The following is a 25177-nucleotide window of genomic DNA, read 5'->3' on the forward strand; positions in this document are numbered from 1 at the left end:
GGGTGGCATGAGTTCGAAGCGCTACGTGATCGGCGTCGATGTCGGCGGTACCTTCACCGATATTTTCGTTTACGACCAGATTGCGCACACCGTGCAGACGACGAAGATTCCGTCGACGCGTGGCGACCAGTCGCGCGGTTTCGCCGAAGGCATCGCGCGCATCGTGCCGGACTTCTCCGAAATCGCGACCGTCGTTCACGGCACCACTGTCGGCACCAACGCGCTTCTGGAACGTAAGGGTGCGCGCACGGGCATCATCACCACGCGCGGCTTCCGCGACATCCTCGAGATGCGCCGCCGCGATCGTCCGACGACCTGGGGCTTGTGGGGCCGGTACCAGCCCGTCATCAGCCGCGAGGACCGCGTCGAGGTTTCCGAGCGCGTGCTCGCGGACGGAACCGTGCGCGAGGCGGTCAACGACGATGAAGTCCGCCAGCAGGCCGAGGCGCTGAAGGCCGCTGGCTGCGAAGCCGTCTGCGTCTTCTTCGTCAACGGCTATGCCAATGACGCCAACGAGCGCCAGGCTGTCGAGACCGTGCGCGCCGTCTGGCCCAACGGATACGTCACGGCGGCGACTGAGATCGTGCCGGAAATCCGCGAATTCGAGCGGCTCTCGACCGCTGCGCTCAACGCCTATCTGCAGCCGGTGGTGTCGTCCTATCTCGATCGACTCGAGAAGACGCTGAAGGAGCGTGGCTTTGCCGGCGACATTCTGATCGTGCAGTCGAATGGCGGTGTGATGGCGATCGATACCGCCAAGCGCTTCCCCGTGCGCACCGCGCTCTCCGGCCCTGCCGCCGGCGTCATGGCCGCGCAGGCGATCGCGCAGGCGGCAGGCTTTGCCAATGTGATCACCTGCGACATGGGCGGCACCTCCTTCGACGTGTCGCTTGTGGCGGCTGGCGAAAGCGCGTTGTCGGCGCAGACGTCGATCGACTTCGGGCTCGTCGTGCGCACGCCGATGATCGAAATCTCCACCATTGGTGCCGGCGGCGGGTCGATCGCCGGCATCGACAATGGCGGCATTCTGCAGGTCGGGCCGGAATCGGCGGGCTCCGATCCCGGACCGGTGTGCTACGGGCTCGGTAACGACCGCCCAACGGTGACGGATGCTAACGTCGTGCTCGGGCGCATCAATGCCGAGCGTCCGATCGGCGGCAAGCTCGCGCGCCTCGACGTCGATGCGGCGCGCCATGCGATCGCCACCCACGTCGCCGACCCGCTCGGGATCACCGTCGAAGATGCGGCGGAGGCGATCCTGAAGATCGCGAACGCCAAGATGGCCGGTGCGATCCGATTGGTCTCGATCGAACGTGGCCATGACCCAGCCGAGTTTTCCGCCATGCCCTTCGGCGGCGGTGGTTCGCTGCACACAGGCGCGCTCATCAAAGAAGTGGGGCTCAAATCCGCGCTCGTCCCGCGCTTCCCCGGCGTCACATCCGCACTTGGATGCGTGGTCGCCGACATGCGCCATGACCGTGTGCAGACCGTGAACCGCCTGCTCGACGGCCTCGACGCAGGTGCCTTGGGCGAAGAGATGGTGCGCGTTGCCGATGAGACGGCCTTGCTTCTCGATCAGGCGGGCGTCGCTTTCGAACGCGTGGACCGGATCTACGAGCTCGACATGCTCTATCTCGGCCAGACGCATACGGTTTCGGTGCCGCTCGACATTCCCGTCGCCGGTCTGACTGGAGACGGCGTGCGAACTGCCTTCGAAGACGCGTACCGGACAACCTTCGGACGTCTGCTCGACGGTATCCCGATGCGCGTCATGAACTACCGCGTCGCCGTCATCGGCCGCAGGCCGGCCTTCGACATGGGGGCCTTCGCGCCGGTGACGGACCGGACTGCAGAACAATGTCGCACCGGATCGAGGCGCATCTATGCCGACGGCGCCTGGCATGATGCCGTGCTTTATGACCGTCATGCGTTGCCCGTCGGCGCGCGAGTCGAAGGCCCGGCGATCCTCGAACAGGCGGACACCACGATCTTCATCGATCCGGGGCTCAAGGGCACCGTCGATGCGTTCGGCAATGTCGTCATCGACAGGATGGCGGGCTGAGCCATGGCTGGAGGCTCTGTTGATTTGGCGCGAACAGCGCTTCTGATCGTCGATCTCCAGAATGACTTCGTTCATCCCGATGGCGCCTATGGGCGCGCTGGGCAGACGGCGGAGATGATCGCGGCACTGCCCGGACGTCTTCGGCCGCTGGCCGAGGCGCTTCGGGGTCGCGGCGGCTTTGTCGTCTCGACGCAGTTTACGCTCGTGCCGGGTCGCGGCGGTGAGCCCATGATCTCGCCGCACCTGAAGGAACTGCGCCCGTTCCTTGCAAAAGGGGATTTCGAGCCGGGCAGCTGGGGACATCGTCTCGTCGATACGCTCCAGCCCGCTGACTTCGTCGTTGAGAAGGTCGCCTATTCGGCGTTCTTCCAGTCGCGGATGGAGTTCGTGCTGAAGAAGGCCGGGATCGACACGCTCTTCGTCTGCGGCATCGTGACCAATGGCGGCGTGGCGTCGACGGTCCGGGACGCGCATGTTCGCGACTTCCGCACCTTCGTTTTGTCCGACGGCTGCGGGGCCTTCTCGCAGGCGACCCATGACAACGCCATCCGCGATCTCTCGACCGTCACCAAGGCAATCACGGTCGCAGACGCTCTGGCGATGGTGACCGGCGCATGAGCGCTATCCTGCCGGCAGCCGAGCTGCGAGCGGACGCCGCGATCGATGTGGCTGTCATCGGCGCTGGCGCCTGCGGCTTGGTGGCCGCCATGCGCGCAGCCGAAGCAGGCGCGGACGTGCTGGTGCTTGAGCGCGACGCCAAGCCCAGCGGATCGACCTCCATGTCCTCGGGCTTCATCCCGGCACCGGCAACGCGCTTCCAGCGCGCCATCGGGATTGACGACGACACGCCCGATCGCTTCGCGGCCGACATTCAGTCCAAGACGAAGAACCGAGCCGACGCCGGCCTTGTCGAGACGGTTTCAAGCGCGATCGGTCCGGCGCTGGAATGGCTGGGCGACAGCCACGGCCTCGAATGGATCGTGCTCGACGACTTCCTTTATCCCGGGCACTCTCGCCACCGCATGCATACGGTACCGGAAAAGACGGGCGCCGCGCTGCTCCAGCGGCTCGCAACGGCCGCTGACGGCGCGGGCGTCATGGTCGCAAGCGGGGCGCATGTCATCGGGCTCTTTATCGAGGGCGATCGCATTTGCGGGCTCCGCATCGCGCGAGCCGACGGTCAGGAAGAGCACCTTGCATGCAATGCTCTGGTGCTCGCATGCAATGGCTTTGGCGGCAACGCCGAGATGGTGGCGCGCCATATCCCCGAAATGCGAGGGGCTCCTTATTACGGACACACTGGCAATCAGGGCGATGCGGTGCTCTGGGGGCAGGCGTTGGGCGCAGACATTCGAGATCTCTCCGGCTATCAGGGCCACGGCTCGCTCGCTTACCCGCATCAGATCCTGATTTCCTGGGCGCTGATGATGGAGGGCGGAGTTCAGGTCAACGCAGAGGGCCGCCGCTTCTCCAACGAGCATGGGGGCTACTCGGAGCAGGCCGTCCACGTGCGCGCACAGCCGGGCGCTATGGCCTGGAACATCTACGACCAGCGCATCCATAACTTCGCGCAATCCTTCCCGGATTATCGCGATGCGATGGAGGCCGGTGCAATCCGGCAGGCGGCAGATATTACGGGTCTGGCACGCGTGATCGGCGTCGAAGCCGGCGCACTTTCGGATACATTCGAAGCCGTAGCCGCCTTTCAAGACGGGACAGCCGATGACACCCACGGCCGAGATTTTTCGACCAAGCCGGCGCTGGAAGCCCCTTATTTTGCGGTGAAGGTCACCGGCGCGCTTTTCCATACGCAAGGCGGATTGATGGTCGATTCCTCAGCCCGCGTGCTTTCGGTTTCAGGCATGCCATTCGCCAATCTGTTCGCCGGCGGTGGAGCCGCCTGTGGCGTATCCGGTCCCGAGGTGTCCGGTTACCTCTCCGGCAACGGCCTCTTGACCGCCGTCGCCCTCGGCTACATCGCCGGCCGCGGCGCGGCGCAGGTGGCGCTGCCGCAGTCGAGCTCGTGAAATTTGGCTCCTGAAATGGGTGATCGGTGAAGGAGCAAAGCGCTCGCGTCGCTTTCCACGATCCCATGCTCGTGAGATCCGCAGAACGGCAATTCGCCTTCTGCGGCGCTCAACCCCCGATAGAAGCCTGCTCGCAACCTCTACGACCGGCCACTCATTCGTTTGGCTTCAAGCTGCTGTCAGCCTTCGGCGTGAGACGCTGAAGATGCGAAGGACAACATTGGGGTCGCAAAATCTCTCGGATTTGCAACGAACTCTTCCCATGTTGCGTCGTGGTGCATGATCGCGCCGCGCGGTCAGCCGAACTCAGATGCGGGCAGATCTGCCGAGGTTGCGTGGTTCTTTGCTTCTTCAGACGGCGATGCGTCTGCTCTTTGACAAATGAAGCCCCTTCTCGGACGTCCGGTATGGCCCCGCTTTCCGGCCGTTCGACAAGACTTACTCGAACGCCCGCGTCGCGTGCGCGACGTTCTCAGCTAGCCAGCGGACGCCGGTGGCAACGCCGCGGCAGAGGTCGCCTGCGATCACGCAGACGTCGGCGTCTGGAATGGCGAGCGGCTCTAGAAGCGGAGCCACCTCCAGGTGAAGGTTTGACAGGATCCAGATCTTCATGGCGAGAGCTTCCCGCGCACTTGCTCGACGGCCTTCTTGAAACTTAGTGCCTTCAAGCGGCCGGTCGCGGAGGATCGCGCCGACCATGCAGGACACCGCCTCCCGTTGTAGATCGATGAGACCGCGCGCCTCTTCATAGGCATTATGGAGCCGCTGATGGATTCGTTCCGCCAGGTCGGGGTTCCCGGTGAGGAGCGCCGTGCGGTAAGTGGCGGGCAGATGCAGCAGCGGCATCGAGGAGCTAAGGCCAAGAACCATCTCCATCTGCATTGCCAGATCGTTTGCCTGCGCCGAATCGCTGTAGTCCGGACCTCCTGCATAGGCGGAGACCGACCCGAGCACGACTTCCTCGGCCGCCCAGCTGGCAAGCAAGATGATGAGTTCGGCGGTCAGCCTATGCTCGGTCATCTCGTCGTCTCTGTTGGGTATCCATGTGAGACCGCAGCCCGCCTCATCGGCGTAAATCACTTCCGAACTGAGGTCATGACCTAAGCGCTGCTTTGCTCTCTATTGTGCGAAGAGTCGCAGGATATGTCAGCTGGAGAGACCCAGACTGCAGAGTGGCGGCCAGCAAAGCTTGCGGAATATTAGCCCAGCCGAGTCACTTTAGGCGGGGTCTTATACCTGGAGCGGGGTGTAGCGACGAGCTGGCCGAAGGGTGCCATAAATACTACCATAGAGTGACCAAGAACTGTGACTTAGAGCGTGTCTGTCTTCGGGACACAAGCAAGGTTGTCACGTCTGGTCCTGCGTAGGAATTTCAAGAGGTTCAGCAAGGTTTGGCGCCCTAAGTTGGCGCCATCGACGCACGCTAACCGCTCCAGCCGGTCGATTATTTCTCCTCGTATCGCTCTAGCAGCGATCCTGTGCTGCACCGTCGGCTTGAATTGCGCGTCGGTGATCGACACATAGGGCCAGACGCCGGAGCGGACATGCGGACGGTGCGGAGAGGGGCGTGGTTGAACCGCGCTTGAACTTCCGGAATTTTCGTCCTAATAGCGCTCCAGCCCATCCCAACGAAGCTGATAAATTGAGGAAAGCCGCATGGCTAAAGGCAAGTTTGAACGTAACAAGCCGCATGTGAACATCGGCACGATCGGTCACGTCGACCACGGCAAGACGTCTTTGACGGCTGCGATCACGAAGTTCTTCGGCGAGTACCGCGCTTATGACCAGATCGACGGCGCACCGGAAGAGAAGGCCCGCGGGATCACGATCTCGACGGCGCACGTGGAATACGAGACGGAAGCCCGTCACTACGCCCACGTCGACTGCCCCGGCCACGCCGACTACGTGAAGAACATGATCACCGGTGCGGCCCAGATGGACGGCGCGATCCTCGTCGTTTCGGCTGCTGACGGCCCGATGCCGCAGACGCGCGAGCACATCCTGCTCGCCCGCCAGGTCGGTGTTCCGGCAATCGTCGTGTTCCTGAACAAGGTCGACCAGGTTGACGACGAAGAGCTTCTAGAGCTCGTCGAGCTCGAAGTTCGTGAGCTGCTCTCCTCGTACGACTATCCGGGCGACGACATTCCGATCGTCAAGGGCTCCGCGCTTGCCGCTCTCGAAGACAGCAACAAGGAAATCGGCGAGAACGCCGTTCGTGCGCTGCTGGCTGAAGTCGACAAGTACATCCCGACGCCTGAGCGCCCGATCGACCAGCCGTTCCTGATGCCGATCGAAGACGTGTTCTCGATCTCGGGCCGTGGCACGGTCGTGACCGGCCGCGTCGAGCGTGGCGTCGTCAAGGTTGGCGAGGAAATCGAGATCGTCGGTATCCGCGACACCAAGAAGACGACCTGCACGGGCGTTGAAATGTTCCGCAAGCTGCTCGACCAGGGCCAGGCCGGCGACAACATCGGCGCGCTGCTTCGCGGTGTGGACCGTGAAGGCGTCGAGCGTGGTCAGGTTCTGTGCAAGCCGGGTTCGGTCAAGCCGCACAAGAAGTTCAAGGCCGAAGCCTACATCCTGACGAAGGAAGAGGGTGGCCGTCACACGCCGTTCTTCACGAACTACCGTCCGCAGTTCTACTTCCGCACGACGGACGTGACGGGCATCGTGACGCTGCCGGAAGGCACGGAGATGGTGATGCCTGGCGACAACGTCACCGTTGACGTCGAGCTGATCGTGCCGATCGCGATGGAAGAGCGCCTGCGCTTCGCCATCCGCGAAGGCGGCCGCACCGTCGGCGCCGGCATCGTCGCCGCGATCACGGAGTGATTGCAACGATGACGATGCCGAAAGCTGCCGACGGCCATCAGGTTGCTGGAACGCGCGCAAGCGCGTTCCAGGGCGGCGCCGGCATCGTCGCTGCGATCACGGAATAACGCTTCCAAACAAGCTTTGGCGGGGACAATTCGCTCCGCTGAAGCATTTTCATCTTGCCGCGTTGGTCGCTCCAAGTTAGATCAGCGGCACGGCGAAGCGCTCAAGCGAGCGATCGTTTAGGGGTATAGCTCAGTTGGTAGAGCGGCGGTCTCCAAAACCGCAGGTCGGGGGTTCGAGCCCCTCTGCCCCTGCCATTTCTGGCTGGTCGGCCGGCGCCTCTGGCGGCCCGGCCGGTTTGCTATTTTGACGCGCCGGACGGATTTCCTCTTGTGAATTTGGGAATCGGTCTTTATGTAGAACCTCTAGATCAACGGTGCGCGGAGCCGCCTTGTCGCTTTGCGTGCCGTAATCGTATGGGCAGTTCATGGCTTCGAGAACCAATCCGATCACGTTCATCCAGCAGGTCCGCGCCGAAACGGCGAAGGTTACCTGGCCAAGCCGTCGCGAGACGCTGATCTCCACGATCATGGTTCTTATCATGGTGTTTGTGGCTTCGATCTTCTTCTTTGCCGCCGATCAGGCGTTGGGATGGATCATCGGGCTTATTCTGAACATCGGCGCCTAACCGTAGCTGCCCTCGGGAGAATTTGAATGTCAGCGCGCTGGTATATCGTCCACGCATACTCGAATTTCGAGAAGAAGGTCGCCGAGTCGATCGAGGAGAAGGCGCGCCAGAAAGGCCTGTCGCATCTCTTTGAGAAAATCCTCGTGCCGACCGAGAAGGTCGTCGAAGTCCGTCGCGGCCGTAAAGTGGATGCAGAGCGCAAGTTCTTTCCAGGCTACGTTCTGGTGCGGGCTGATCTGACCGACGAAGCCTATCACCTGATCAAGAACACGCCAAAGGTCTCCGGGTTCCTTGGTTCCGATTCGAAGCCGGTGCCGATCCCAGACTCTGAAGCTGAGCGCATCCTTTCTCAGGTTCAGGATGGCGTGGAGCGGCCGAAGCCTTCGATCTCGTTCGAGATCGGCGAGCAGATCCGCGTATCGGACGGTCCGTTCGCCTCGTTCAACGGCATCGTTCAGGATGTCGACGAAGAGCGTTCGCGCCTGAAGGTGGAAGTGTCGATCTTCGGCCGCGCAACGCCGGTCGAGCTCGAATACAGTCAGGTTGAAAAGACCTGATTGCTGGATCGGTCCCTCAGGGGCCGGTCACCAGCGTGGGAGATCTTCCGGGTGAGCCAATCCGGGGTCGGATCGCACCACGCAAACGCAGCCGCCGGTTCGCCGGCACATTGAGGCCGGATTTCCGGTCTATAATTGGAAAAGGCAGAGAGTAATGGCTAAGAAAGTTGCAGGCCAGCTCAAGTTGCAGGTATCCGCGGGGTCGGCAAATCCGTCGCCGCCGATCGGTCCTGCACTTGGTCAGCGTGGCATCAACATCATGGAATTCTGCAAGGCGTTCAATGCCGCCACGCAGGAAATGGAAAAGGGCATGCCGATCCCGGTCGTCATCACCTATTTCCAGGACAAGTCGTTCAACTTCCAGATGAAGCAGCCGCCCGTCAGCTACTTCCTCAAGAAAGAAGCCAAGCTGAAGTCCGGCTCGAAGACTCCTGGCAAGGAAGTTGCTGGCAAGATCTCGCGCGACAAGATCCGCACCATCGCTGAAGCGAAGATGAAGGATCTGAACGCTGCCGACGTCGAAGGCGCAATGCGCATGGTCGAGGGCTCTGCCCGCTCCATGGGCCTGGAAGTGACGGAATAAGATCATGGCCAAGATTGCAAAGCGCGTAGAAAAGAGCCGTGAAGGCATCGATCGCAACAAGCTCTACGACCTCTCCGAGGCCGTCAGCATGATCCGCGAGCGTTCCGCCACGAAGTTCGATGAAACGATCGAAGTCGCCATGAACCTCGGCGTCGACCCGCGCCACGCCGACCAGATGGTCCGTGGCGTGGTCAACCTGCCGAACGGCACGGGCCGTACGGTTCGCGTTGCCGTGTTCGCACGTGGTGACAAGGCTGAAGAGGCCAAGGCAGCCGGTGCCGACATCGTCGGCGCCGAAGACCTGGTCGAAGCAGTGCAGGGCGGTCAGATCGATTTCGACCGCTGCATCGCGACGCCGGACATGATGGGCCTCGTCGGCCGTCTCGGTAAGGTGCTCGGCCCGCGCGGCCTGATGCCGAACCCGCGTGTCGGTACCGTCACGCCGGACGTCACTGCTGCCGTCAAGGCTTCCAAGGGCGGCGCCGTCGAGTTCCGCGTCGAGAAGGCTGGCATCGTGCATGCCGGCGTTGGCAAGGTTTCCTTCGATGCGAAGGCGATCGAAGAGAACATCCGCGCCTTCGCCGATGCGGTCATCAAGGCAAAGCCGTCGGGTGCCAAGGGCAACTACGTCAAGCGCGTGGCGATTTCCTCGACCATGGGCCCTGGCGTCAAGATCGACCCGTCGACCCTTTCCGCCGCCTAAGGCGCGCGCAGATTATCGCGGCCTGCCTCAAGGGGCAGGCGGCATGAACCGATTTCCGGCCTTCGGGCCGGAAGTTGCCGGGGATTTCGGTTCCCGGCATTCCTGTCCGAGATTGCAGGTGGGCAACCTTAATCCCACACGGCCTGCATGAGACGGGTAAGACCCGGATTTGGCGGCTTTGATGCCGTTTCTTGCGGTTCGAACCTCGATTGCCTTGCGCCCGCCGGTCCCGGCGACGTGTAAGGGGGCAGGATCCTCAAGCGTCGCTTGGAGATCTTTCTGACGAACGGTCCCCTTGCGGCAAAGGCAAACCGACTGTGGTTGGCGCGAATGCCAGTCCGGTCTGCTGGAGAAAGACAGTGGATAGAGCGGAAAAACGCGAATTCGTCACAGAGCTGAACGAAGTCTTCAAGGCTTCCGGTTCGGTTGTTGTGGCCCACTACTCCGGTCTGACGGTTGCGCAGATGAACGACCTCCGGTCGCGCATGCGCTCAGCCGGCGGAACGGTCAAGGTCGCGAAGAACCGCCTGGCCAAGATCGCTCTTCAGGGCACGGAGTCCGAAGGGATCGCAGATCTCTTCACCGGCCAGACGCTCATCGCCTACAGCGATGACCCGATTGCCGCTCCGAAAGTCGCCGTCGACTTCGCCAAGGGTAACGACAAGCTCGTTGTTCTCGGTGGTGCGATGGGCTCGACCAATCTCGATGCCGAAGGTGTGAAGTCGCTTGCGACCCTGCCATCGCTCGACGAGCTGCGTGCAAAGCTGGTTGGCATGATCCAGACCCCGGCAACGCGTATCGCTCAGGTCGTCAACGCGCCTGCGGGTCAGCTCGCACGCGTATTCGGCGCTTATGCCAAGAAGGACGAAGCCGCATAAGGCGGAACTTCGCTGTTTAACTCTTAAAGTTCGAACCGAATAAAAGGACTATAACAATGGCTGATCTCTCCAAGATCGTTGAAGACCTCTCCAACCTCACCGTCCTGGAAGCTGCTGAGCTCTCCAAGATGCTCGAGGAAAAGTGGGGCGTTTCGGCTGCTGCTCCTGTTGCTGTTGCTGCTGCTGGCGGCGGTGCACCGGCTGAAGCCGCTGAAGAGAAGACTGAATTCGACGTGATCCTGGCCGAAGCCGGCGCGAACAAGATCAACGTCATCAAGGAAGTCCGTGCAATCACGGGTCTCGGCCTCAAAGAAGCCAAGGACCTCGTCGAAGCTGCACCGAAGGCCGTCAAGGAAGCAATTTCCAAGGGCGAAGCCGAGGACATCAAGAAGAAGCTCGAAGACGCAGGCGCGAAGGTCGAGCTCAAGTAAGATCATTCGTGGTCTGACGGATCCGCGCCGTTCGGCGCGGGTCCATCTGTTTTTCGGAACAGATTATCCGGAGACCGGACGGTGCGGTCTTTCGATAATGGGTTCCTCGCTCTCGACTGGATGGAGAGCGCGCCCCCGACGGAGCCGACTGGCCAGCGGTATGCCGTCACATGCAGGCCCAGATGCAAGATTTTTGACAAGGAGCGACGATGGCTCAGACCATTTCATTCAACGGTCGTAGGCGCGTACGCAAGTTCTTCGGTAAGATTCCAGAAGTCGCAGAGATGCCGAACCTCATCGAGGTTCAGAAGGCATCCTACGACCAGTTCCTCATGGTCGACGAGCCGGAAGGCGGTCGCCCGGAAGAAGGCCTTCAGGCCGTCTTCAAGTCGGTGTTCCCGATCCAGGATTTCGCCGGCACCTCGATGCTCGAGTTCGTCTCCTACGAATTCGAAGCGCCGAAGTTCGACGTCGAAGAGTGCCGTCAGCGCGATCTGACCTACGCAGCGCCGCTCAAGGTGACGCTGCGCCTCATCGTGTTCGATATCGACGAGGATACGGGCGCGAAGTCGATCAAGGACATCAAGGAACAGTCCGTCTACATGGGCGACATGCCGCTGATGACCATGAACGGCACGTTCATCGTCAACGGTACAGAGCGCGTGATCGTTTCGCAGATGCACCGTTCGCCGGGCGTCTTCTTCGACCACGACAAGGGCAAGTCGCACTCGTCGGGCAAGCTGCTCTTCGCAGCCCGCGTCATCCCGTATCGTGGCTCCTGGCTCGACATCGAGTTCGACGCCAAGGACATCGTGCATGCGCGCATCGACCGCCGCCGCAAGATTCCGGCGACGTCGCTCCTGATGGCGCTCGGCATGGACGCCGAGGAAATCCTCGAGACGTTCTACACGAAGTCGCACTACGCCCGTGACGGCGAAGGCTGGCGCATTCCGTTCCAGCCGAACGCGCTCAAGGGCACCAAGGCGATCACGGACCTGATCGATGCCGATACGGGCGAAGTCGTTGCCGAAGCCGGCCGCAAGCTGACCCCGCGTGTGCTTAAGCAGATGCAGGAAAAGGGCGTCAAGGCGATCAAGGCGACCGACGACGACCTTTATGGCGCCTATCTTGCCGAGGACATGGTCAACCCGACGACCGGTGAAGTCTTCCTCGAAGCAGGCGACGAAATCGACGAGAAGACGCTGCCGGTTCTCCTGGAAGCGGGCTTCGACTCCATCCCGGTTCTCGACATCGACCACATCAATGTCGGCGCCTATATCCGCAACACGCTTTCGGCAGACAAGAACGAGAATCGTCAGGATTCGCTGTTCGATATCTACCGCGTGATGCGTCCGGGCGAGCCGCCCACAATGGAAACGGCTGAAGCCATGTTCAACTCGCTGTTCTTTGATAGCGAGCGCTACGATCTGTCGGCCGTTGGCCGCGTCAAGATGAACATGCGCCTCGACCTCGATGCTGCCGACACCGTTCGCACGCTGCGCAAGGACGATATCCTTGCTGTCGTGAAGACTCTCGTCGAGCTGCGTGATGGCAAGGGCGAGATCGACGACATCGACAACCTCGGCAACCGCCGTGTGCGTTCGGTCGGCGAGCTCATGGAGAACCAGTATCGCCTGGGCCTTCTGCGCATGGAGCGTGCGATCAAGGAACGCATGTCGTCGATCGAGATCGACACGGTCATGCCGCAGGACCTGATCAACGCCAAGCCGGCCGCTGCTGCTGTTCGCGAGTTCTTCGGATCCTCGCAGCTGTCGCAGTTCATGGACCAGGTGAACCCGCTGTCGGAAATCACGCACAAGCGCCGTCTTTCGGCACTTGGACCGGGTGGTCTGACGCGTGAGCGCGCAGGCTTCGAAGTCCGCGACGTTCATCCGACGCACTATGGCCGTATCTGCCCGATCGAAACGCCGGAAGGCCCGAACATCGGTCTGATCAACTCGCTCGCCTCGTTCGCCCGCGTCAACAAGTACGGCTTCATCGAAAGCCCGTACCGCAAGATCGTGGACGGCAAGGTGACGCGCGACGTCGTTTATCTTTCGGCCATGGAAGAGTCCAAGCACTACGTGGCCCAGGCGAACGCCGAGCTCAGCGAAGACGGTCAGTTCGTCGACGAATTCGTCATTTGCCGCCACTCCGGCGAAGTGATGATGGCGCCGCGCGAAACCATCGACCTCATGGACGTTTCGCCGAAGCAGCTTGTTTCGGTAGCGGCGGCGCTCATCCCGTTCCTCGAGAACGACGACGCCAACCGCGCGCTCATGGGTTCAAACATGCAGCGTCAGGCCGTGCCGCTGCTCAGGGCCGATGCCCCGTTCGTCGGAACCGGCATGGAATCGGTCGTCGCCCGCGACTCCGGCGCTGCCATCGCGGCGCGTCGTTCGGGTGTCGTCGACCAGGTCGATGCAACGCGTATCGTTATTCGCGCCACGGAAGAGACCGATGCCGCGAAATCCGGCGTCGACATCTACCGCCTGCAGAAGTTCCAGCGTTCGAACCAGAACACCTGCGTCAACCAGCGTCCGCTGGTGACCGTTGGCGACCGGATCGAAGCCGGCGACATCATCGCTGACGGTCCGTCGACAGATCTCGGCGATCTGGCGCTCGGCCGGAACGTGCTCGTCGCGTTCATGCCCTGGAACGGCTACAACTACGAGGACTCCATCCTGCTTTCCGAGCGCATCGTCTCGGAAGACGTGTTCACCTCCATCCACATCGACGAGTTCGAAGTGATGGCGCGCGACACGAAGCTAGGACCGGAAGAAATCACGCGTGACATTCCGAACGTTTCGGAAGAGGCGCTGAAGAACCTCGACGAAGCCGGCATCGTCTATGTGGGCGCCGAAGTGCATCCTGGCGACATCCTCGTCGGCAAGATCACGCCGAAGGGCGAGAGCCCGATGACGCCGGAAGAGAAGCTTCTGCGCGCCATCTTCGGTGAAAAGGCATCCGACGTCCGCGACACGTCCATGCGCATGCCTCCGGGCGCCCACGGCACCGTCGTCGAAGTCCGCGTGTTCAACCGCCACGGCGTCGAGAAAGACGAACGTGCGATGGCGATCGAGCGCGAGGAAATCGAGCGTCTGGCCAAGGACCGCGACGACGAGCAGGCGATCCTCGACCGTAACGTCTACGGTCGTCTGACCGACATGTTGTCGGGCCACGTTGCTGTTGCCGGTCCGAAGACCTTCAAGAAGGGCACAAAGCTCGACGCGGCCGTCATGGGCGACTATCCGCGTTCGCAGTGGTGGCTGTTCGCCGTCGAGGATGAGAAGGTCCAAGGTGGCATCGAGCAGTTGCGCGCCCAGTATGACGAGTCCAAGTCGCGCCTTGAGCAGCGCTTCATGGATAAGGTCGAGAAGGTCCAGCGCGGCGACGAGATGCCCCCAGGCGTCATGAAGATGGTCAAGGTCTTCGTGGCGGTGAAGAGCAAGATGCAGCCGGGCGACAAGATGGCCGGCCGTCACGGCAACAAGGGTGTCGTGTCGCGCATCATGCCGATCGAAGACATGCCGTTCCTCGAAGACGGTACGCATGTCGACATCGTGCTGAACCCGCTCGGCGTGCCTTCGCGCATGAACGTCGGTCAGATCCTCGAAACGCATCTCGGCTGGGCATGCGCTTCGCTCGGCAAGAAGATCGGAAACATGCTGGATGCCTACAAGCAGTCCGGCGACATCTCCGAGCTTCGCGCCACTGTCGACGACGTCATCGGTGGCGGCGTCAAGGGTGAGCCGATCAAGGACTTCGACGACGAGTCGATCGTTCGCGTGGCCGAGCAGACGCGTCGTGGCGTGTCGATCGCCACGCCGGTGTTCGACGGTGCGCACGAAGCCGACGTCAATGTCATGCTGGAAAAGGCAGGGCTCAACGTGTCGGGTCAGTCGACGCTGTATGATGGCCGTACCGGCGAGCAGTTCGACCGTCAGGTCACGGTCGGCTACATCTACATGCTGAAGCTGAACCACCTGGTGGACGACAAGATCCATGCCCGTTCGATCGGCCCGTACTCGCTCGTTACCCAGCAGCCGCTGGGCGGCAAGGCGCAGTTCGGCGGTCAGCGCTTCGGCGAGATGGAGGTCTGGGCACTCGAAGCCTATGGTGCCGCCTACACGCTGCAGGAAATGCTGACCGTGAAGTCGGACGACGTGGCTGGCCGTACCAAGGTCTACGAAGCGATCGTGCGTGGTGATGATACCTTCGAGGCCGGCATTCCGGAGAGCTTCAACGTTCTCGTGAAGGAAATGCGCTCGCTGGGTCTCAACGTCGAACTCGAGAACACCAAGATCGACGACAACGCCGACATGGAGCAGCTGCCTGACGCAGCGGAGTAAGCGGACAAACGGGATGCGCCGCATGCACGGTGGCGCGTCCGTTCCTCGATAGTGGGGAGCATGCACGCGCAGCGCCTTTGAGGGTCGCGGCGCGTGCATCGCGGTTTCAGCCGGTAGCTTCTACCGGCCAGGATTTTCGAAGCGGAGAAGGGGCGACGGCCTCCACGGACCGCATATGACGGGGCAGGGCCCCGCAAAGGAGACAGGCATGAACCATGAGGTCATGAATCTTTTCAATCCCCAGGCCCCGGCGCAGGTATTCGATAGCATTCGAATTTCCATCGCCAGCCCGGAGAAGATTCTCTCCTGGTCGTTCGGCGAGATCAAGAAGCCGGAAACCATCAACTACCGTACGTTCAAGCCGGAGCGCGACGGTCTCTTCTGCGCGCGCATCTTTGGTCCGATCAAGGACTATGAGTGCCTGTGCGGCAAGTACAAGCGCATGAAGTACAAGGGCATCATCTGTGAAAAGTGCGGCGTGGAAGTCACGCTCTCGCGCGTTCGTCGCGAGCGCATGGGCCACATCGAGCTCGCAGCGCCCGTCGCCCACATCTGGTTCCTGAAGTCGCTGCCGAGCCGTATCGGCACGCTGCTCGACATGACGCTCAAGGATATCGAGCGCGTCCTGTACTTCGAAAACTACATCGTGACCGAGCCCGGCCTCACCTCGCTTCAGGAGCACCAGCTGCTGTCTGAAGAAGAGTACATGATTGCCGTCGACGAATTCGGCGAGGATTCCTTCACCGCCATGATCGGCGCCGAGGCCATCTATGAGCTTCTGGCCGGCATGGAGTTGGAGAAGATCGCGGGCGATCTGCGCGAAGATCTCGCAACGACGACTTCGGACCTGAAGTCGAAGAAGCTGATGAAGCGCCTCAAGATCGTCGAGAACTTCATGGAATCCGGCAATCGTCCGGAGTGGATGATCATGAAGGTGGTTCCGGTGATCCCGCCGGACCTGCGTCCGCTGGTTCCTCTGGACGGCGGTCGCTTCGCGACGTCCGACCTGAACGACCTCTACCGCCGCGTGATTAACCGCAACAACCGTCTGAAGCGTCTGATCGAACTGCGCGCGCCGGGCATCATCATCCGCAACGAGAAGCGCATGCTTCAGGAGTCGGTCGATGCACTGTTCGACAACGGCCGTCGCGGCCGCGTCATCACGGGTGCCAACAAGCGTCCGCTGAAGTCGCTTTCCGACATGCTCAAGGGCAAGCAGGGCCGGTTCCGCCAGAACCTGCTCGGCAAGCGCGTCGACTATTCGGGCCGTTCGGTCATCGTGACCGGTCCGGAACTGAAGCTGCACCAGTGTGGCCTGCCGAAGAAGATGGCGCTCGAGCTGTTCAAGCCGTTCATCTACGCCCGTCTCGACGCCAAGGGTTACTCCTCGACCGTCAAGCAGGCGAAGAAGCTCGTCGAAAAGGAAAAGCCGGAAGTCTGGGATATCCTGGACGAGGTCATCCGCGAGCATCCGGTTCTGCTGAACCGTGCGCCGACACTCCACCGTCTGGGCATTCAGGCGTTCGAACCCACGCTCGTCGAGGGCAAGGCGATCCAGCTGCATCCGCTCGTCTGCACGGCGTTCAACGCCGACTTCGACGGTGACCAGATGGCCGTGCACGTTCCGCTGTCGCTCGAAGCGCAGCTGGAAGCGCGCGTCCTGATGATGTCGACCAACAACATCCTGCACCCTGCATCCGGCGCACCGATCATCGTGCCGTCGCAGGACATGGTTCTCGGCCTCTACTATCTGTCGATCCAAAACCAGAACGAGCCGGGCGAAGGCATGGTCTTCGCCGACATGGGCGAGCTGCATCACGCGCTTGAGAACAAGGTCGTGACGCTGCACACCAAGATCAAAGGCCGCTTCAAGACGGTCGACGAGAACGGCAAGCCGGTCTCGCAGATCCACGAGACTACCCCTGGCCGCATGATCATCGGCGAATTGCTGCCGAAGAACGTCAACGTGCCGTTCGACACCTGCAACCAGGAGATGACCAAGAAGAACATCTCCAAGATGATCGACACCGTCTACCGCCACTGCGGTCAGAAAGAGACGGTCATCTTCTGCGACCGCATCATGCAGCTGGGCTTCGGCCACGCCTGCCGTGCGGGCATTTCGTTCGGCAAGGACGACATGGTCATCCCGGACACGAAGGCGAAGATCGTCGGCGACACTGAAACGCTCGTGAAGGAATACGAGCAGCAGTACAATGACGGCCTGATTACGCAGGGTGAGAAGTACAACAAGGTCGTCGACGCCTGGGGCAAGGCCACCGAAAAGGTCGCCGAGGACATGATGGCCCGCATTAAGGCCGTCGAGTTCGACGCGGAGACCGGTCGTCAGAAGCCGATGAACGCCATCTACATGATGAGCCACTCCGGTGCGCGTGGTTCGCCGAACCAGATGCGTCAGCTGGGCGGCATGCGCGGCCTCATGGCCAAGCCTTCGGGCGAGATCATCGAAACACCGATCATCTCGAACTTCAAAGAAGGCCTGACCGTGAACGAGTACTTCAACTCGACGCACGGCGCCCGTAAGGGTCTGGCGGATACGGCTCTGAAGACGGCGAACTCGGGTTACCTGACCCGTCGTCTCGTCGATGTCGCACAGGACTGCATCGTTACCCAGACGGACTGCGGTACCGACAAGGGCCTGACGATGACGGCGATCGTCGATGCCGGCCAGGTGGTCGCATCGCTCGGTCAGCGCGTTCTCGGTCGCACCTCGCTCGACGACATCAACCACCCGGTTTCGGGCGAGCTGATCGTCAAGGCCGGGACGTTGATCGACGAGAACGACGTCATCGCCATCGAAGCGGCCAGCATCCAGTCGGTCCGCATTCGTTCGGCTCTGACCTGCGAAGTTCAGACCGGCATCTGCGGCGTCTGCTACGGACGTGACCTGGCGCGCGGTACCCCCGTCAACCAGGGCGAGGCCGTCGGCGTCATCGCGGCGCAGTCGATCGGCGAGCCGGGCACGCAGCTCACCATGCGTACGTTCCACCTTGGTGGTACGGCAACCGTGGTGGACCAGTCGTTCCTGGAAGCGTCTTACGAAGGCAAGGTGCAGATCAAGAACCGCAACGTGCTCCGCAATTCGGAGAACGAACTCGTCGCCATGGGCCGCAACATGGCCATCCAGATCCTGGATCCGAAGGGCAACGAGCGTTCCTCGCAGCGCGTGGCATACGGCTCGAAGCTCCATGTCGACGATGGTGACATGGTTCGTCGTGGCCAGCGTCTGGCCGAGTGGGATCCCTATACCCGCCCGATGATGACGGAAGTTGCGGGTACGGTGGAGTTCGAAGATCTGGTCGACGGTCTCTCCGTCACGGAATCGACTGACGAAGCAACCGGGATCACCAAGCGTCTGGTCATCGACTGGCGTTCGACCCCGCGCGGTTCGGATCTCAAGCCGGCGATCGTCATCAAGGACAAGAACGGGGAGATCGCCAAGCTGTCGCGTGGCGGCGAAGCCCGCTTCCTGCTCTCGGTGGACGCGATCCTTTCGGTCGAACCCGGCCGCAAGGTCAGCCAGGGTGACGTGCTTGCGCGTATCCCGATGGAAAGCGCGAAGACGAAGGACATCACCGGCGGTCTGCCGCGTGTTGCCGAACTCTTCGAAGCCCGCCGTCCGAAGGATCACGCCATCATCGCCGAAATTGACGGCACGATCCGGTTTGGACGCGACTACAAGAACAAGCGTCGCATCCAGATCGAGCCGGCGGAAGACGGTGTCGAGCCGGTCGAGTACCTGATCCCGAAGGGCAAGCCGTTCCACCTGCAGGAAGGCGATTTCATCGAGAAGGGCGATTACATTCTCGACGGCAATCCCGCTCCGCACGACATCCTTGCCATCAAGGGCGTCGAGGCACTGGCTTCCTATCTCGTCAACGAGATCCAGGAAGTCTACCGACTGCAGGGCGTTCTGATCAACGACAAGCACATCGAGGTGATCGTTCGCCAGATGCTGCAGAAGGTCGAGATCAGCGAGCAGGGCGACTCCAGCTATATCGCTGGCGACATCGTCGACGTGATCGAGCTCAACCAGGTCAATGCGCGCCTGGAAGAAGAGGGCAAGAAGCCGGCCAGCGGCGAAGCTGTTCTGCTCGGCATCACCAAGGCCTCGCTCCAGACGCCGTCCTTCATCTCCGCCGCCTCCTTCCAGGAGACGACGAAGGTGCTGACCGAAGCAGCTGTTGCCGGCAAGACCGACACGCTGCAGGGTCTGAAGGAGAACGTGATCGTCGGTCGTCTCATCCCTGCCGGTACCGGCGGCCAGATGAGCCAGATCCGTCGCATCGCGACGTCGCGCGACGACCTGATCCTCGATGCCCGCCGCAAGTCGTCGGGTGCCGAGACGGCCGACCCGATGCTGGCGGACATGACGGCACGCGAGCGTGCGGCTTCGACCGCCGCGGAATAATCGGCGCTCATATCAATGACAAAAGCCGCCCCGGAAGACCGGGGCGGCTTTTTTCGTTTGAGGTCCGGGTGTCGTGGACGGGTAAAGTCCCGTCCAATCCCTATTTCAAAGTGACGATCGCCACTTCGCCTTCAAGCGCACCCTGATAGGCGGAGGCGTGCGGCTCTTCATCCGGGGCTTCGTGCAGCACCCCGATCTGATCGAGGTCCGCTTCCTCGTATCCTTCGTCGGCGAGCGCGTTGAGCGTCGCGCGGACCGCACTGTCGTCATCCGGGGCGCGGAGAAAAACGTGCAGCTCGGTTGGATCGCCATCCTTGTCGCGCCAGGCGCGGCCGACGATGATGAAGATCATCGGCGTCTCCGGTTCATTCTCATTGGCAGGGGTGTCGATCATCGAAGTGATTCCTGATGCGAGTCGTTTCTGTCCGGGTGCCATCGTTCACGAAGGCAATTGACTGGCTTAATGGGACGTGGAATCGCTGCGGTCAACGCGGGCAACAGGCCTGCTGCGGACCTCTCTGCCGAGCAGCGCAACAATTCGCTCTGCCTAAGCACCGTTCCGCAAGATTGTTTCGCGCCTTCGAAGTGTCCTGCTTCAGGGGAGGCGGGCAGGGACAAATCTTAAGGCCAGGCCTTGACGGAATGGGCTTATGCCAGTATCACCCGGCCACCAAAGCCGATGTGAGGCTGGCATCTTCGGGACGACCCGTCCTGGAATTCGCCTCAAACAAGGCTTTATACCGCAGACGACGACAATGCTGTTGGCATGAGACGGGCAACCGTTTCCTCTGCATTTGATGAGCCATCCACCGTTCAATCGGGGACGGCTCGTTTCGCGCATGTTCGGATACTGCGGCGTGAGGGCCTCGTGAAACGGGCTTTGAGATAGATTTTTCAAGGGATGGTTGAATGCCTACCGTAAACCAGCTGATCCGCAAGCCGCGTCAGGCGCCCGTCAAGCGCAACAAAGTTCCGGCTCTGGAGCAGAACCCGCAGAAGCGCGGCGTTTGCACCCGCGTCTATACCACGACCCCGAAGAAGCCGAACTCGGCTCTGCGTAAGGTCGCCAAGATCCGCCTGACCAATGGCTTCGAAGTCATCGGCTACATCCCGGGCGAAGGTCACAACCTTCAGGAGCACTCCGTGGTCATGATCCGCGGCGGCCGCGTGAAGGACCTTCCGGGCGTTCGCTACCACGTCATTCGCGGCGTGCTCGATACGCAGGGCGTAAAGAACCGCAAGCAGCGCCGCTCGAAGTACGGCGCCAAGCGTCCGAAGTAAGACCATTCTGTCGCTGGCTCGAGGCAATTATCGCCCGGGTCATGTGCAATCAGTGAGAGACGAGAAATATGTCGCGACGTCACAGGGCAGAGAAGCGTGAAATCAACCCGGATCCGAAGTTCGGTGATCTGGTCATCACGAAGTTCATGAACGCCATCATGTACCACGGCAAGAAGTCTGCCGCCGAGTCGATCGTCTATGGCGCATTCGACGTGGTCGAGCAGAAGACCCGCCAGGAGCCTGTCGGTATCTTCCATCAGGCGCTCGACAATGTCGCGCCGCACGTGGAAGTCCGCTCGCGCCGCGTTGGTGGTGCAACCTACCAGGTTCCGGTCGATGTTCGTCCCGAGCGTCGTCAGGCTCTGGCCATCCGCTGGCTGATCTCGGCTGCCCGCAACCGCAACGAAACGACCATGGTCGAGCGCCTCTCGGGCGAACTCATGGACGCAGCAAACGGTCGCGGCAGCGCAGTCAAAAAGCGCGAAGACACGCACAAGATGGCTGACGCCAACCGCGCGTTCTCGCACTATCGCTGGTAACTGAAATCGGAAGTGGCGCCGCGAAAGCGGTGCCTTCGCATTGAAAGGCTGCCCAAATGGCCCGCGAATACGCAATCGAAGACTACCGCAATTTCGGCATCATGGCGCATATCGACGCCGGCAAGACGACGACGACTGAGCGCGTCCTGTACTACACGGGTCGTTCGCACAAGATCGGCGAAGTCCACGACGGTGCCGCAACCATGGACTGGATGGAGCAGGAGCAGGAACGCGGCATAACGATCACGTCTGCTGCTACGACCACCTTCTGGAAGGGCCGTGACGGCAAGTCGCGTCGCTTCAACATCATCGACACGCCCGGCCACGTCGACTTCACGATCGAAGTCGAGCGTTCGCTGCGCGTTCTCGACGGTGCGATCGCTCTGCTCGACGCCAACGCCGGTGTAGAGCCGCAGACCGAGACTGTCTGGCGCCAGGCCGACAAGTACGAAGTCCCGCGGATGATCTTCTGCAACAAGATGGACAAGATCGGTGCGGACTTCTACCGCTCGGTCGAGATGGTCAAGTCGCGTCTCGGCGCGATCCCGGTCGTCGTCCAGCTTCCGATCGGTGCTGAGAACGAGTTCAAGGGCGTCGTCGACCTGATCGAGATGAACGCTCTCGTATGGCGCGACGAGTCGCTCGGCGCCCAGTGGGACGTCGTCGAGATACCGGACGATCTCAAGGATCGTGCCGAAGAGTACCGCGAGAAGATGATCGAAACGGTCGTCGAAATCGACGAAGAAGCCATGGAAGCTTATCTGGAAGGCGAAATGCCGGACAACGATAAGATCCGTCAGCTCATCCGTCGTGGCACGATCGACGTGAAGTTCTTCCCGATGTTCTGCGGCTCTGCTTTCAAGAACAAGGGCGTTCAGCCGCTGCTCGACGCCGTCGTCGACTTCCTGCCGTCCCCGATCGATATCCCGGCCATCAAGGGCATCGACGTCAAGACGGAAGAAGCCACGAAGCGCAAGGCTGCCGACGACGAGCCGGTCGCTCTGCTCGCTTTCAAGATCATGAACGACCCGTTCGTCGGCTCGCTCACGTTCTGCCGTCTCTACTCGGGCAAGCTCGAGAAGGGCACGTCGCTTCTGAACACGGTCAAGGAAAAGCGCGAGCGCATCGGCCGCATGCTGCAGATGCACTCCAACTCGCGTGAAGACGTCGACGTCGCCTATGCTGGTGATATCGTCGCTCTCGCTGGCCTGAAGGAAACGACCACCGGCGATACGCTGTGCGATCCGCTGGCCCCGGTCATCCTGGAGCGCATGGAATTCCCGGATCCGGTCATTCAGATCGCGATCGAGCCGAAGACCAAGGCCGACCAGGAAAAGATGGGCCTCGCGCTCAACCGTCTGGCCGCCGAGGATCCTTCCTTCCGCGTCAAGACCGACGAAGAATCCGGCCAGACGATCATCGCCGGCATGGGCGAGCTTCACCTCGACATCATCGTCGACCGCATGAAGCGCGAGTTCAAGGTCGAGGCCAATGTCGGCGCTCCGCAGGTCGCCTACCGTGAAACCATCACGAAGACCGCAGAAGTCGATTACACGCACAAGAAGCAGTCGGGCGGTACGGGCCAGTTCGCTCGCGTCAAGCTGGTGTTCGAACCGAATCCGGACTCCGAAGATTTCGTCTTCGAATCCAAGATCGTCGGTGGTGCTGTTCCGAAGGAATACATCCCGGGCGTTCAGAAGGGCATTCAGAGCGTCATGTCGGCTGGTCCGCTTGCCGGCTTCCCGATGCTCTCGGTCAAGGCAACTTTGATCGACGGCGCCTTCCACGACGTCGACTCCTCGGTTCTCGCCTTCGAAATCGCAGCCCGCGGTGCATTCCGCGAAGGTGCGCAGAAGGCTGGTGCCCAGCTGCTCGAGCCGATCATGAAGGTCGAAGTCGTGACGCCGGAAGATTACGTCGGTGACGTGATCGGCGATCTGAACTCGCGTCGTGGCCAGATTCAGGGCCAGGAACAGCGCGGCGTTGCCATCGTCATCAACGCGCATGTGCCGCTCGCCAACATGTTCAAGTACGTCGACAACCTGCGCTCCATGAGCCAGGGACGCGCACAGTACACGATGCTGTTCGATCACTATGCGCCGGTTCCTTCGAACGTCGCTCAGGAAATCCAGGCGAAGTTCGCGTAAGGCGCGGACTTCCCAAGAGACTAATTCCGTCCCGCGGGACGACAGTAGAATGGAGAGCCTCCAATGGCTAAAGGCAAGTTTGAACGTAACAAGCCGCATGTGAACATCGGCACGATCGGTCACGTCGACCACGGCAAGACGTCTTTGACGGCTGCGATCACGAAGTTCTTCGGCGAGTACCGCGCTTATGACCAGATCGACGGCGCACCGGAAGAGAAGGCTCGCGGGATCACGATCTCGACGGCGCACGTGGAATACGAGACGGAAGCCCGTCACTACGCCCACGTCGACTGCCCCGGCCACGCCGACTACGTGAAGAACATGATCACCGGTGCGGCCCAGATGGACGGCGCGATCCTCGTCGTTTCGGCTGCTGACGGCCCGATGCCGCAGACGCGCGAGCACATCCTGCTCGCCCGCCAGGTCGGTGTTCCGGCAATCGTCGTGTTCCTGAACAAGGTCGACCAGGTTGACGACGAAGAGCTTCTCGAGCTCGTCGAGCTCGAAGTTCGTGAGCTGCTCTCCTCGTACGACTATCCGGGCGACGACATTCCGATCGTCAAGGGCTCCGCGCTTGCCGCTCTCGAAGACAGCAACAAGGAAATCGGCGAGAACGCCGTTCGTGCGCTCCTGGCTGAAGTCGACAAGTACATCCCGACGCCTGAGCGCCCGATCGACCAGCCGTTCCTGATGCCGATCGAAGACGTGTTCTCGATCTCGGGTCGTGGCACGGTCGTGACCGGCCGCGTCGAGCGTGGCGTCGTCAAGGTTGGCGAGGAAATCGAGATCGTCGGTATCCGCGACACCAAGAAGACGACCTGCACGGGCGTTGAAATGTTCCGCAAGCTGCTCGACCAGGGCCAGGCCGGCGACAACATCGGCGCGCTGCTTCGCGGTGTCGACCGTGAAGGCGTCGAGCGTGGTCAGGTTCTGTGCAAGCCGGGTTCGGTCAAGCCGCACAAGAAGTTCAAGGCCGAAGCCTACATCCTGACGAAGGAAGAGGGTGGTCGCCACACGCCGTTCTTCACGAACTACCGTCCGCAGTTCTACTTCCGCACGACGGACGTGACGGGCATCGTGACGCTGCCGGAAGGCACGGAGATGGTGATGCCTGGCGACAACGTCACCGTTGACGTCGAGCTGATCGTGCCGATCGCGATGGAAGAGCGCCTGCGCTTCGCCATCCGCGAAGGCGGCCGCACCGTCGGCGCCGGCATCGTCGCCGCGATCACGGAATAACAGCTGGTCTGACCCTTATGGCGCGCCGGCTTCGGGCGGCGCGCCTTTACTTCAAACAAGGATGAATTCGAATGAACGGCCAGAATATCCGTATCCGCCTCAAGGCGTTCGATCATCGGATTCTCGATGCCTCCACGCGTGAGATCGTTTCGACCGCCAAGCGCACGGGTGCCAATGTCCGTGGTCCCGTTCCGCTGCCGACGCGGATCGAGAAGTTCACGGTCAACCGGTCGCCGCACATCGACAAGAAGAGCCGCGAGCAATTCGAGATGCGCACGCACAAGCGTCTTCTCGACATCGTCGATCCGACCCCCCAGACGGTCGATGCGCTGATGAAGCTCGACCTGGCTGCCGGCGTCGACGTCGAAATCAAGCTTTAAGAGTCGGTCTGGACCATCCAAGGCGCCTGAGAGCGCCGGATGAACGAACGACTCCTCTAAAAGG

The 25177-nt window shown here is 61.4% G+C and carries 19 protein-coding genes and 1 tRNA gene; 18 read left to right on the forward strand and 2 right to left on the reverse strand.

What is annotated here, in order from left to right:
• Positions 1–7 precede the first annotated feature (7 nt).
• The 3 genes from D5400_RS11985 to D5400_RS11995 are packed head-to-tail and all read left to right on the forward strand — an operon-like array spanning position 8 to position 4089.
• Positions 8–2062, forward strand: a complete 2055-nt coding sequence (locus tag D5400_RS11985; protein ID WP_126013179.1) for a hydantoinase/oxoprolinase family protein — start codon at positions 8–10, stop codon at positions 2060–2062.
• A 3-nt stretch (positions 2063–2065) separates the two neighbouring features.
• A complete protein-coding gene (locus tag D5400_RS11990) occupies positions 2066–2680 on the forward strand; it encodes a cysteine hydrolase family protein (RefSeq protein ID WP_126010231.1) in 615 nt (204 codons plus the stop codon).
• Entirely contained in the window at positions 2677–4089 is a 1413-nt protein-coding gene (locus D5400_RS11995; protein WP_126010232.1) for an FAD-dependent oxidoreductase, read from the forward strand. Before D5400_RS11990 ends, D5400_RS11995 begins: the two co-directional genes overlap by 4 nt.
• A 438-nt stretch (positions 4090–4527) precedes the next feature.
• Here D5400_RS11995 and D5400_RS12000 read toward each other — a convergent pair whose 3' ends face one another.
• On the reverse strand, positions 4528–5109 hold the full coding sequence (locus D5400_RS12000) for a metallophosphoesterase family protein (protein WP_126010233.1): 582 nt from the start codon (positions 5107–5109) through the stop codon (positions 4528–4530).
• Between the two features lie 636 nt (positions 5110–5745).
• On the opposite strand from D5400_RS12000, the gene tuf (D5400_RS12005) reads away from it, so the two are divergent.
• The 10 genes from tuf (D5400_RS12005) to rpoC all read left to right on the forward strand — a co-directional run bounded on the left by tuf (D5400_RS12005) (position 5746) and on the right by rpoC (position 19527).
• Positions 5746–6921, forward strand: coding sequence for an elongation factor Tu (tuf, locus tag D5400_RS12005; RefSeq protein WP_126010234.1), 1176 nt, complete (start codon positions 5746–5748; stop codon positions 6919–6921).
• 226 nt (positions 6922–7147) lie between these two features.
• Positions 7148–7223, forward strand: a tRNA-Trp gene (locus tag D5400_RS12010).
• A gap of 170 nt (positions 7224–7393) precedes the next feature.
• The gene (gene secE / locus D5400_RS12015) at positions 7394–7594 is read left to right on the forward strand and encodes a preprotein translocase subunit SecE (protein WP_126010235.1); all 201 of its coding nucleotides are present in this window, start codon (positions 7394–7396) and stop codon (positions 7592–7594) included.
• 26 nt (positions 7595–7620) lie between these two features.
• Positions 7621–8151 (forward strand): transcription termination/antitermination protein NusG, encoded by a 531-nt coding sequence (nusG, locus tag D5400_RS12020; protein ID WP_126010236.1) that lies wholly within the window; start codon positions 7621–7623, stop codon positions 8149–8151.
• Between the two features lie 154 nt (positions 8152–8305).
• Positions 8306–8734: a 50S ribosomal protein L11 gene (gene rplK / locus D5400_RS12025; protein WP_126010237.1), complete on the forward strand. Its 429-nt coding sequence runs from the start codon at positions 8306–8308 to the stop codon at positions 8732–8734.
• Between the two features lie 4 nt (positions 8735–8738).
• Positions 8739–9437, forward strand: coding sequence for a 50S ribosomal protein L1 (rplA, locus tag D5400_RS12030; protein WP_126010238.1), 699 nt, complete (start codon positions 8739–8741; stop codon positions 9435–9437).
• Positions 9438–9754: 317 nt separating this feature from the next.
• Positions 9755–10315, forward strand: coding sequence for a 50S ribosomal protein L10 (gene rplJ, locus D5400_RS12035; RefSeq protein ID WP_404861778.1), 561 nt, complete (start codon positions 9755–9757; stop codon positions 10313–10315).
• Between the two features lie 56 nt (positions 10316–10371).
• Positions 10372–10746 (forward strand): 50S ribosomal protein L7/L12, encoded by a 375-nt coding sequence (gene rplL, locus D5400_RS12040; protein WP_126010240.1) that lies wholly within the window; start codon positions 10372–10374, stop codon positions 10744–10746.
• 209 nt (positions 10747–10955) lie between these two features.
• Positions 10956–15098 (forward strand): DNA-directed RNA polymerase subunit beta, encoded by a 4143-nt coding sequence (rpoB, locus tag D5400_RS12045; protein WP_126010241.1) that lies wholly within the window; start codon positions 10956–10958, stop codon positions 15096–15098.
• A gap of 208 nt (positions 15099–15306) precedes the next feature.
• A complete protein-coding gene (gene rpoC, locus D5400_RS12050) occupies positions 15307–19527 on the forward strand; it encodes a DNA-directed RNA polymerase subunit beta' (RefSeq protein ID WP_126010242.1) in 4221 nt (1406 codons plus the stop codon).
• Positions 19528–19627: 100 nt separating this feature from the next.
• Here the strand turns inward: rpoC and D5400_RS12055 are convergent, their stop codons facing one another.
• On the reverse strand, positions 19628–19921 hold the full coding sequence (locus D5400_RS12055; protein WP_126010243.1) for a transcriptional regulator: 294 nt from the start codon (positions 19919–19921) through the stop codon (positions 19628–19630).
• 515 nt (positions 19922–20436) lie between these two features.
• On the opposite strand from D5400_RS12055, the gene rpsL reads away from it, so the two are divergent.
• The 5 genes from rpsL (at position 20437) to rpsJ (ending at position 25113) form a co-directional block, all read left to right on the forward strand.
• Positions 20437–20808: a 30S ribosomal protein S12 gene (rpsL, locus tag D5400_RS12060; protein ID WP_047030256.1), complete on the forward strand. Its 372-nt coding sequence runs from the start codon at positions 20437–20439 to the stop codon at positions 20806–20808.
• Between the two features lie 68 nt (positions 20809–20876).
• Positions 20877–21347 carry a 30S ribosomal protein S7 gene (rpsG, locus tag D5400_RS12065; protein WP_126010244.1) on the forward strand — a complete coding sequence of 157 codons (471 nt, stop codon included), beginning with the start codon at positions 20877–20879 and terminating at the stop codon, positions 21345–21347.
• Between the two features lie 56 nt (positions 21348–21403).
• Positions 21404–23494 carry an elongation factor G gene (gene fusA, locus D5400_RS12070; protein ID WP_126010245.1) on the forward strand — a complete coding sequence of 697 codons (2091 nt, stop codon included), beginning with the start codon at positions 21404–21406 and terminating at the stop codon, positions 23492–23494.
• A gap of 63 nt (positions 23495–23557) precedes the next feature.
• Positions 23558–24733 carry an elongation factor Tu gene (gene tuf, locus D5400_RS12075; protein ID WP_126010234.1) on the forward strand — a complete coding sequence of 392 codons (1176 nt, stop codon included), beginning with the start codon at positions 23558–23560 and terminating at the stop codon, positions 24731–24733.
• A 71-nt stretch (positions 24734–24804) separates the two neighbouring features.
• A complete protein-coding gene (rpsJ, locus tag D5400_RS12080; protein ID WP_099868158.1) occupies positions 24805–25113 on the forward strand; it encodes a 30S ribosomal protein S10 in 309 nt (102 codons plus the stop codon).
• Positions 25114–25177: the final 64 nt, after the last annotated feature.

The organism is Georhizobium profundi (assembly GCF_003952725.1).
GTDB lineage: Bacteria > Pseudomonadota > Alphaproteobacteria > Rhizobiales > Rhizobiaceae > Georhizobium > Georhizobium profundi.

What these genes read in the sequence shown, in the direction of transcription:
- D5400_RS11985 (WP_126013179.1), top strand. Translation starts at nt 8, where the DNA reads ATGAGTTCGAAGCGCTACGTGATCGGCGTCGATGTCGGCGGTACCTTC.
- D5400_RS11990 (WP_126010231.1), top strand. Translation starts at nt 2,066, where the DNA reads ATGGCTGGAGGCTCTGTTGATTTGGCGCGAACAGCGCTTCTGATCGTC.
- D5400_RS11995 (WP_126010232.1), top strand. Translation starts at nt 2,677, where the DNA reads ATGAGCGCTATCCTGCCGGCAGCCGAGCTGCGAGCGGACGCCGCGATC.
- D5400_RS12000 (WP_126010233.1), bottom strand. Translation starts at nt 5,109, where the DNA reads ATGACCGAGCATAGGCTGACCGCCGAACTCATCATCTTGCTTGCCAGC.
- tuf (WP_126010234.1), top strand. Translation starts at nt 5,746, where the DNA reads ATGGCTAAAGGCAAGTTTGAACGTAACAAGCCGCATGTGAACATCGGC.
- secE (WP_126010235.1), top strand. Translation starts at nt 7,394, where the DNA reads ATGGCTTCGAGAACCAATCCGATCACGTTCATCCAGCAGGTCCGCGCC.
- nusG (WP_126010236.1), top strand. Translation starts at nt 7,621, where the DNA reads ATGTCAGCGCGCTGGTATATCGTCCACGCATACTCGAATTTCGAGAAG.
- rplK (WP_126010237.1), top strand. Translation starts at nt 8,306, where the DNA reads ATGGCTAAGAAAGTTGCAGGCCAGCTCAAGTTGCAGGTATCCGCGGGG.
- rplA (WP_126010238.1), top strand. Translation starts at nt 8,739, where the DNA reads ATGGCCAAGATTGCAAAGCGCGTAGAAAAGAGCCGTGAAGGCATCGAT.
- rplL (WP_126010240.1), top strand. Translation starts at nt 10,372, where the DNA reads ATGGCTGATCTCTCCAAGATCGTTGAAGACCTCTCCAACCTCACCGTC.
- rpoB (WP_126010241.1), top strand. Translation starts at nt 10,956, where the DNA reads ATGGCTCAGACCATTTCATTCAACGGTCGTAGGCGCGTACGCAAGTTC.
- rpoC (WP_126010242.1), top strand. Translation starts at nt 15,307, where the DNA reads ATGAACCATGAGGTCATGAATCTTTTCAATCCCCAGGCCCCGGCGCAG.
- D5400_RS12055 (WP_126010243.1), bottom strand. Translation starts at nt 19,921, where the DNA reads ATGATCGACACCCCTGCCAATGAGAATGAACCGGAGACGCCGATGATC.
- rpsL (WP_047030256.1), top strand. Translation starts at nt 20,437, where the DNA reads ATGCCTACCGTAAACCAGCTGATCCGCAAGCCGCGTCAGGCGCCCGTC.
- rpsG (WP_126010244.1), top strand. Translation starts at nt 20,877, where the DNA reads ATGTCGCGACGTCACAGGGCAGAGAAGCGTGAAATCAACCCGGATCCG.
- fusA (WP_126010245.1), top strand. Translation starts at nt 21,404, where the DNA reads ATGGCCCGCGAATACGCAATCGAAGACTACCGCAATTTCGGCATCATG.
- tuf (WP_126010234.1), top strand. Translation starts at nt 23,558, where the DNA reads ATGGCTAAAGGCAAGTTTGAACGTAACAAGCCGCATGTGAACATCGGC.
- rpsJ (WP_099868158.1), top strand. Translation starts at nt 24,805, where the DNA reads ATGAACGGCCAGAATATCCGTATCCGCCTCAAGGCGTTCGATCATCGG.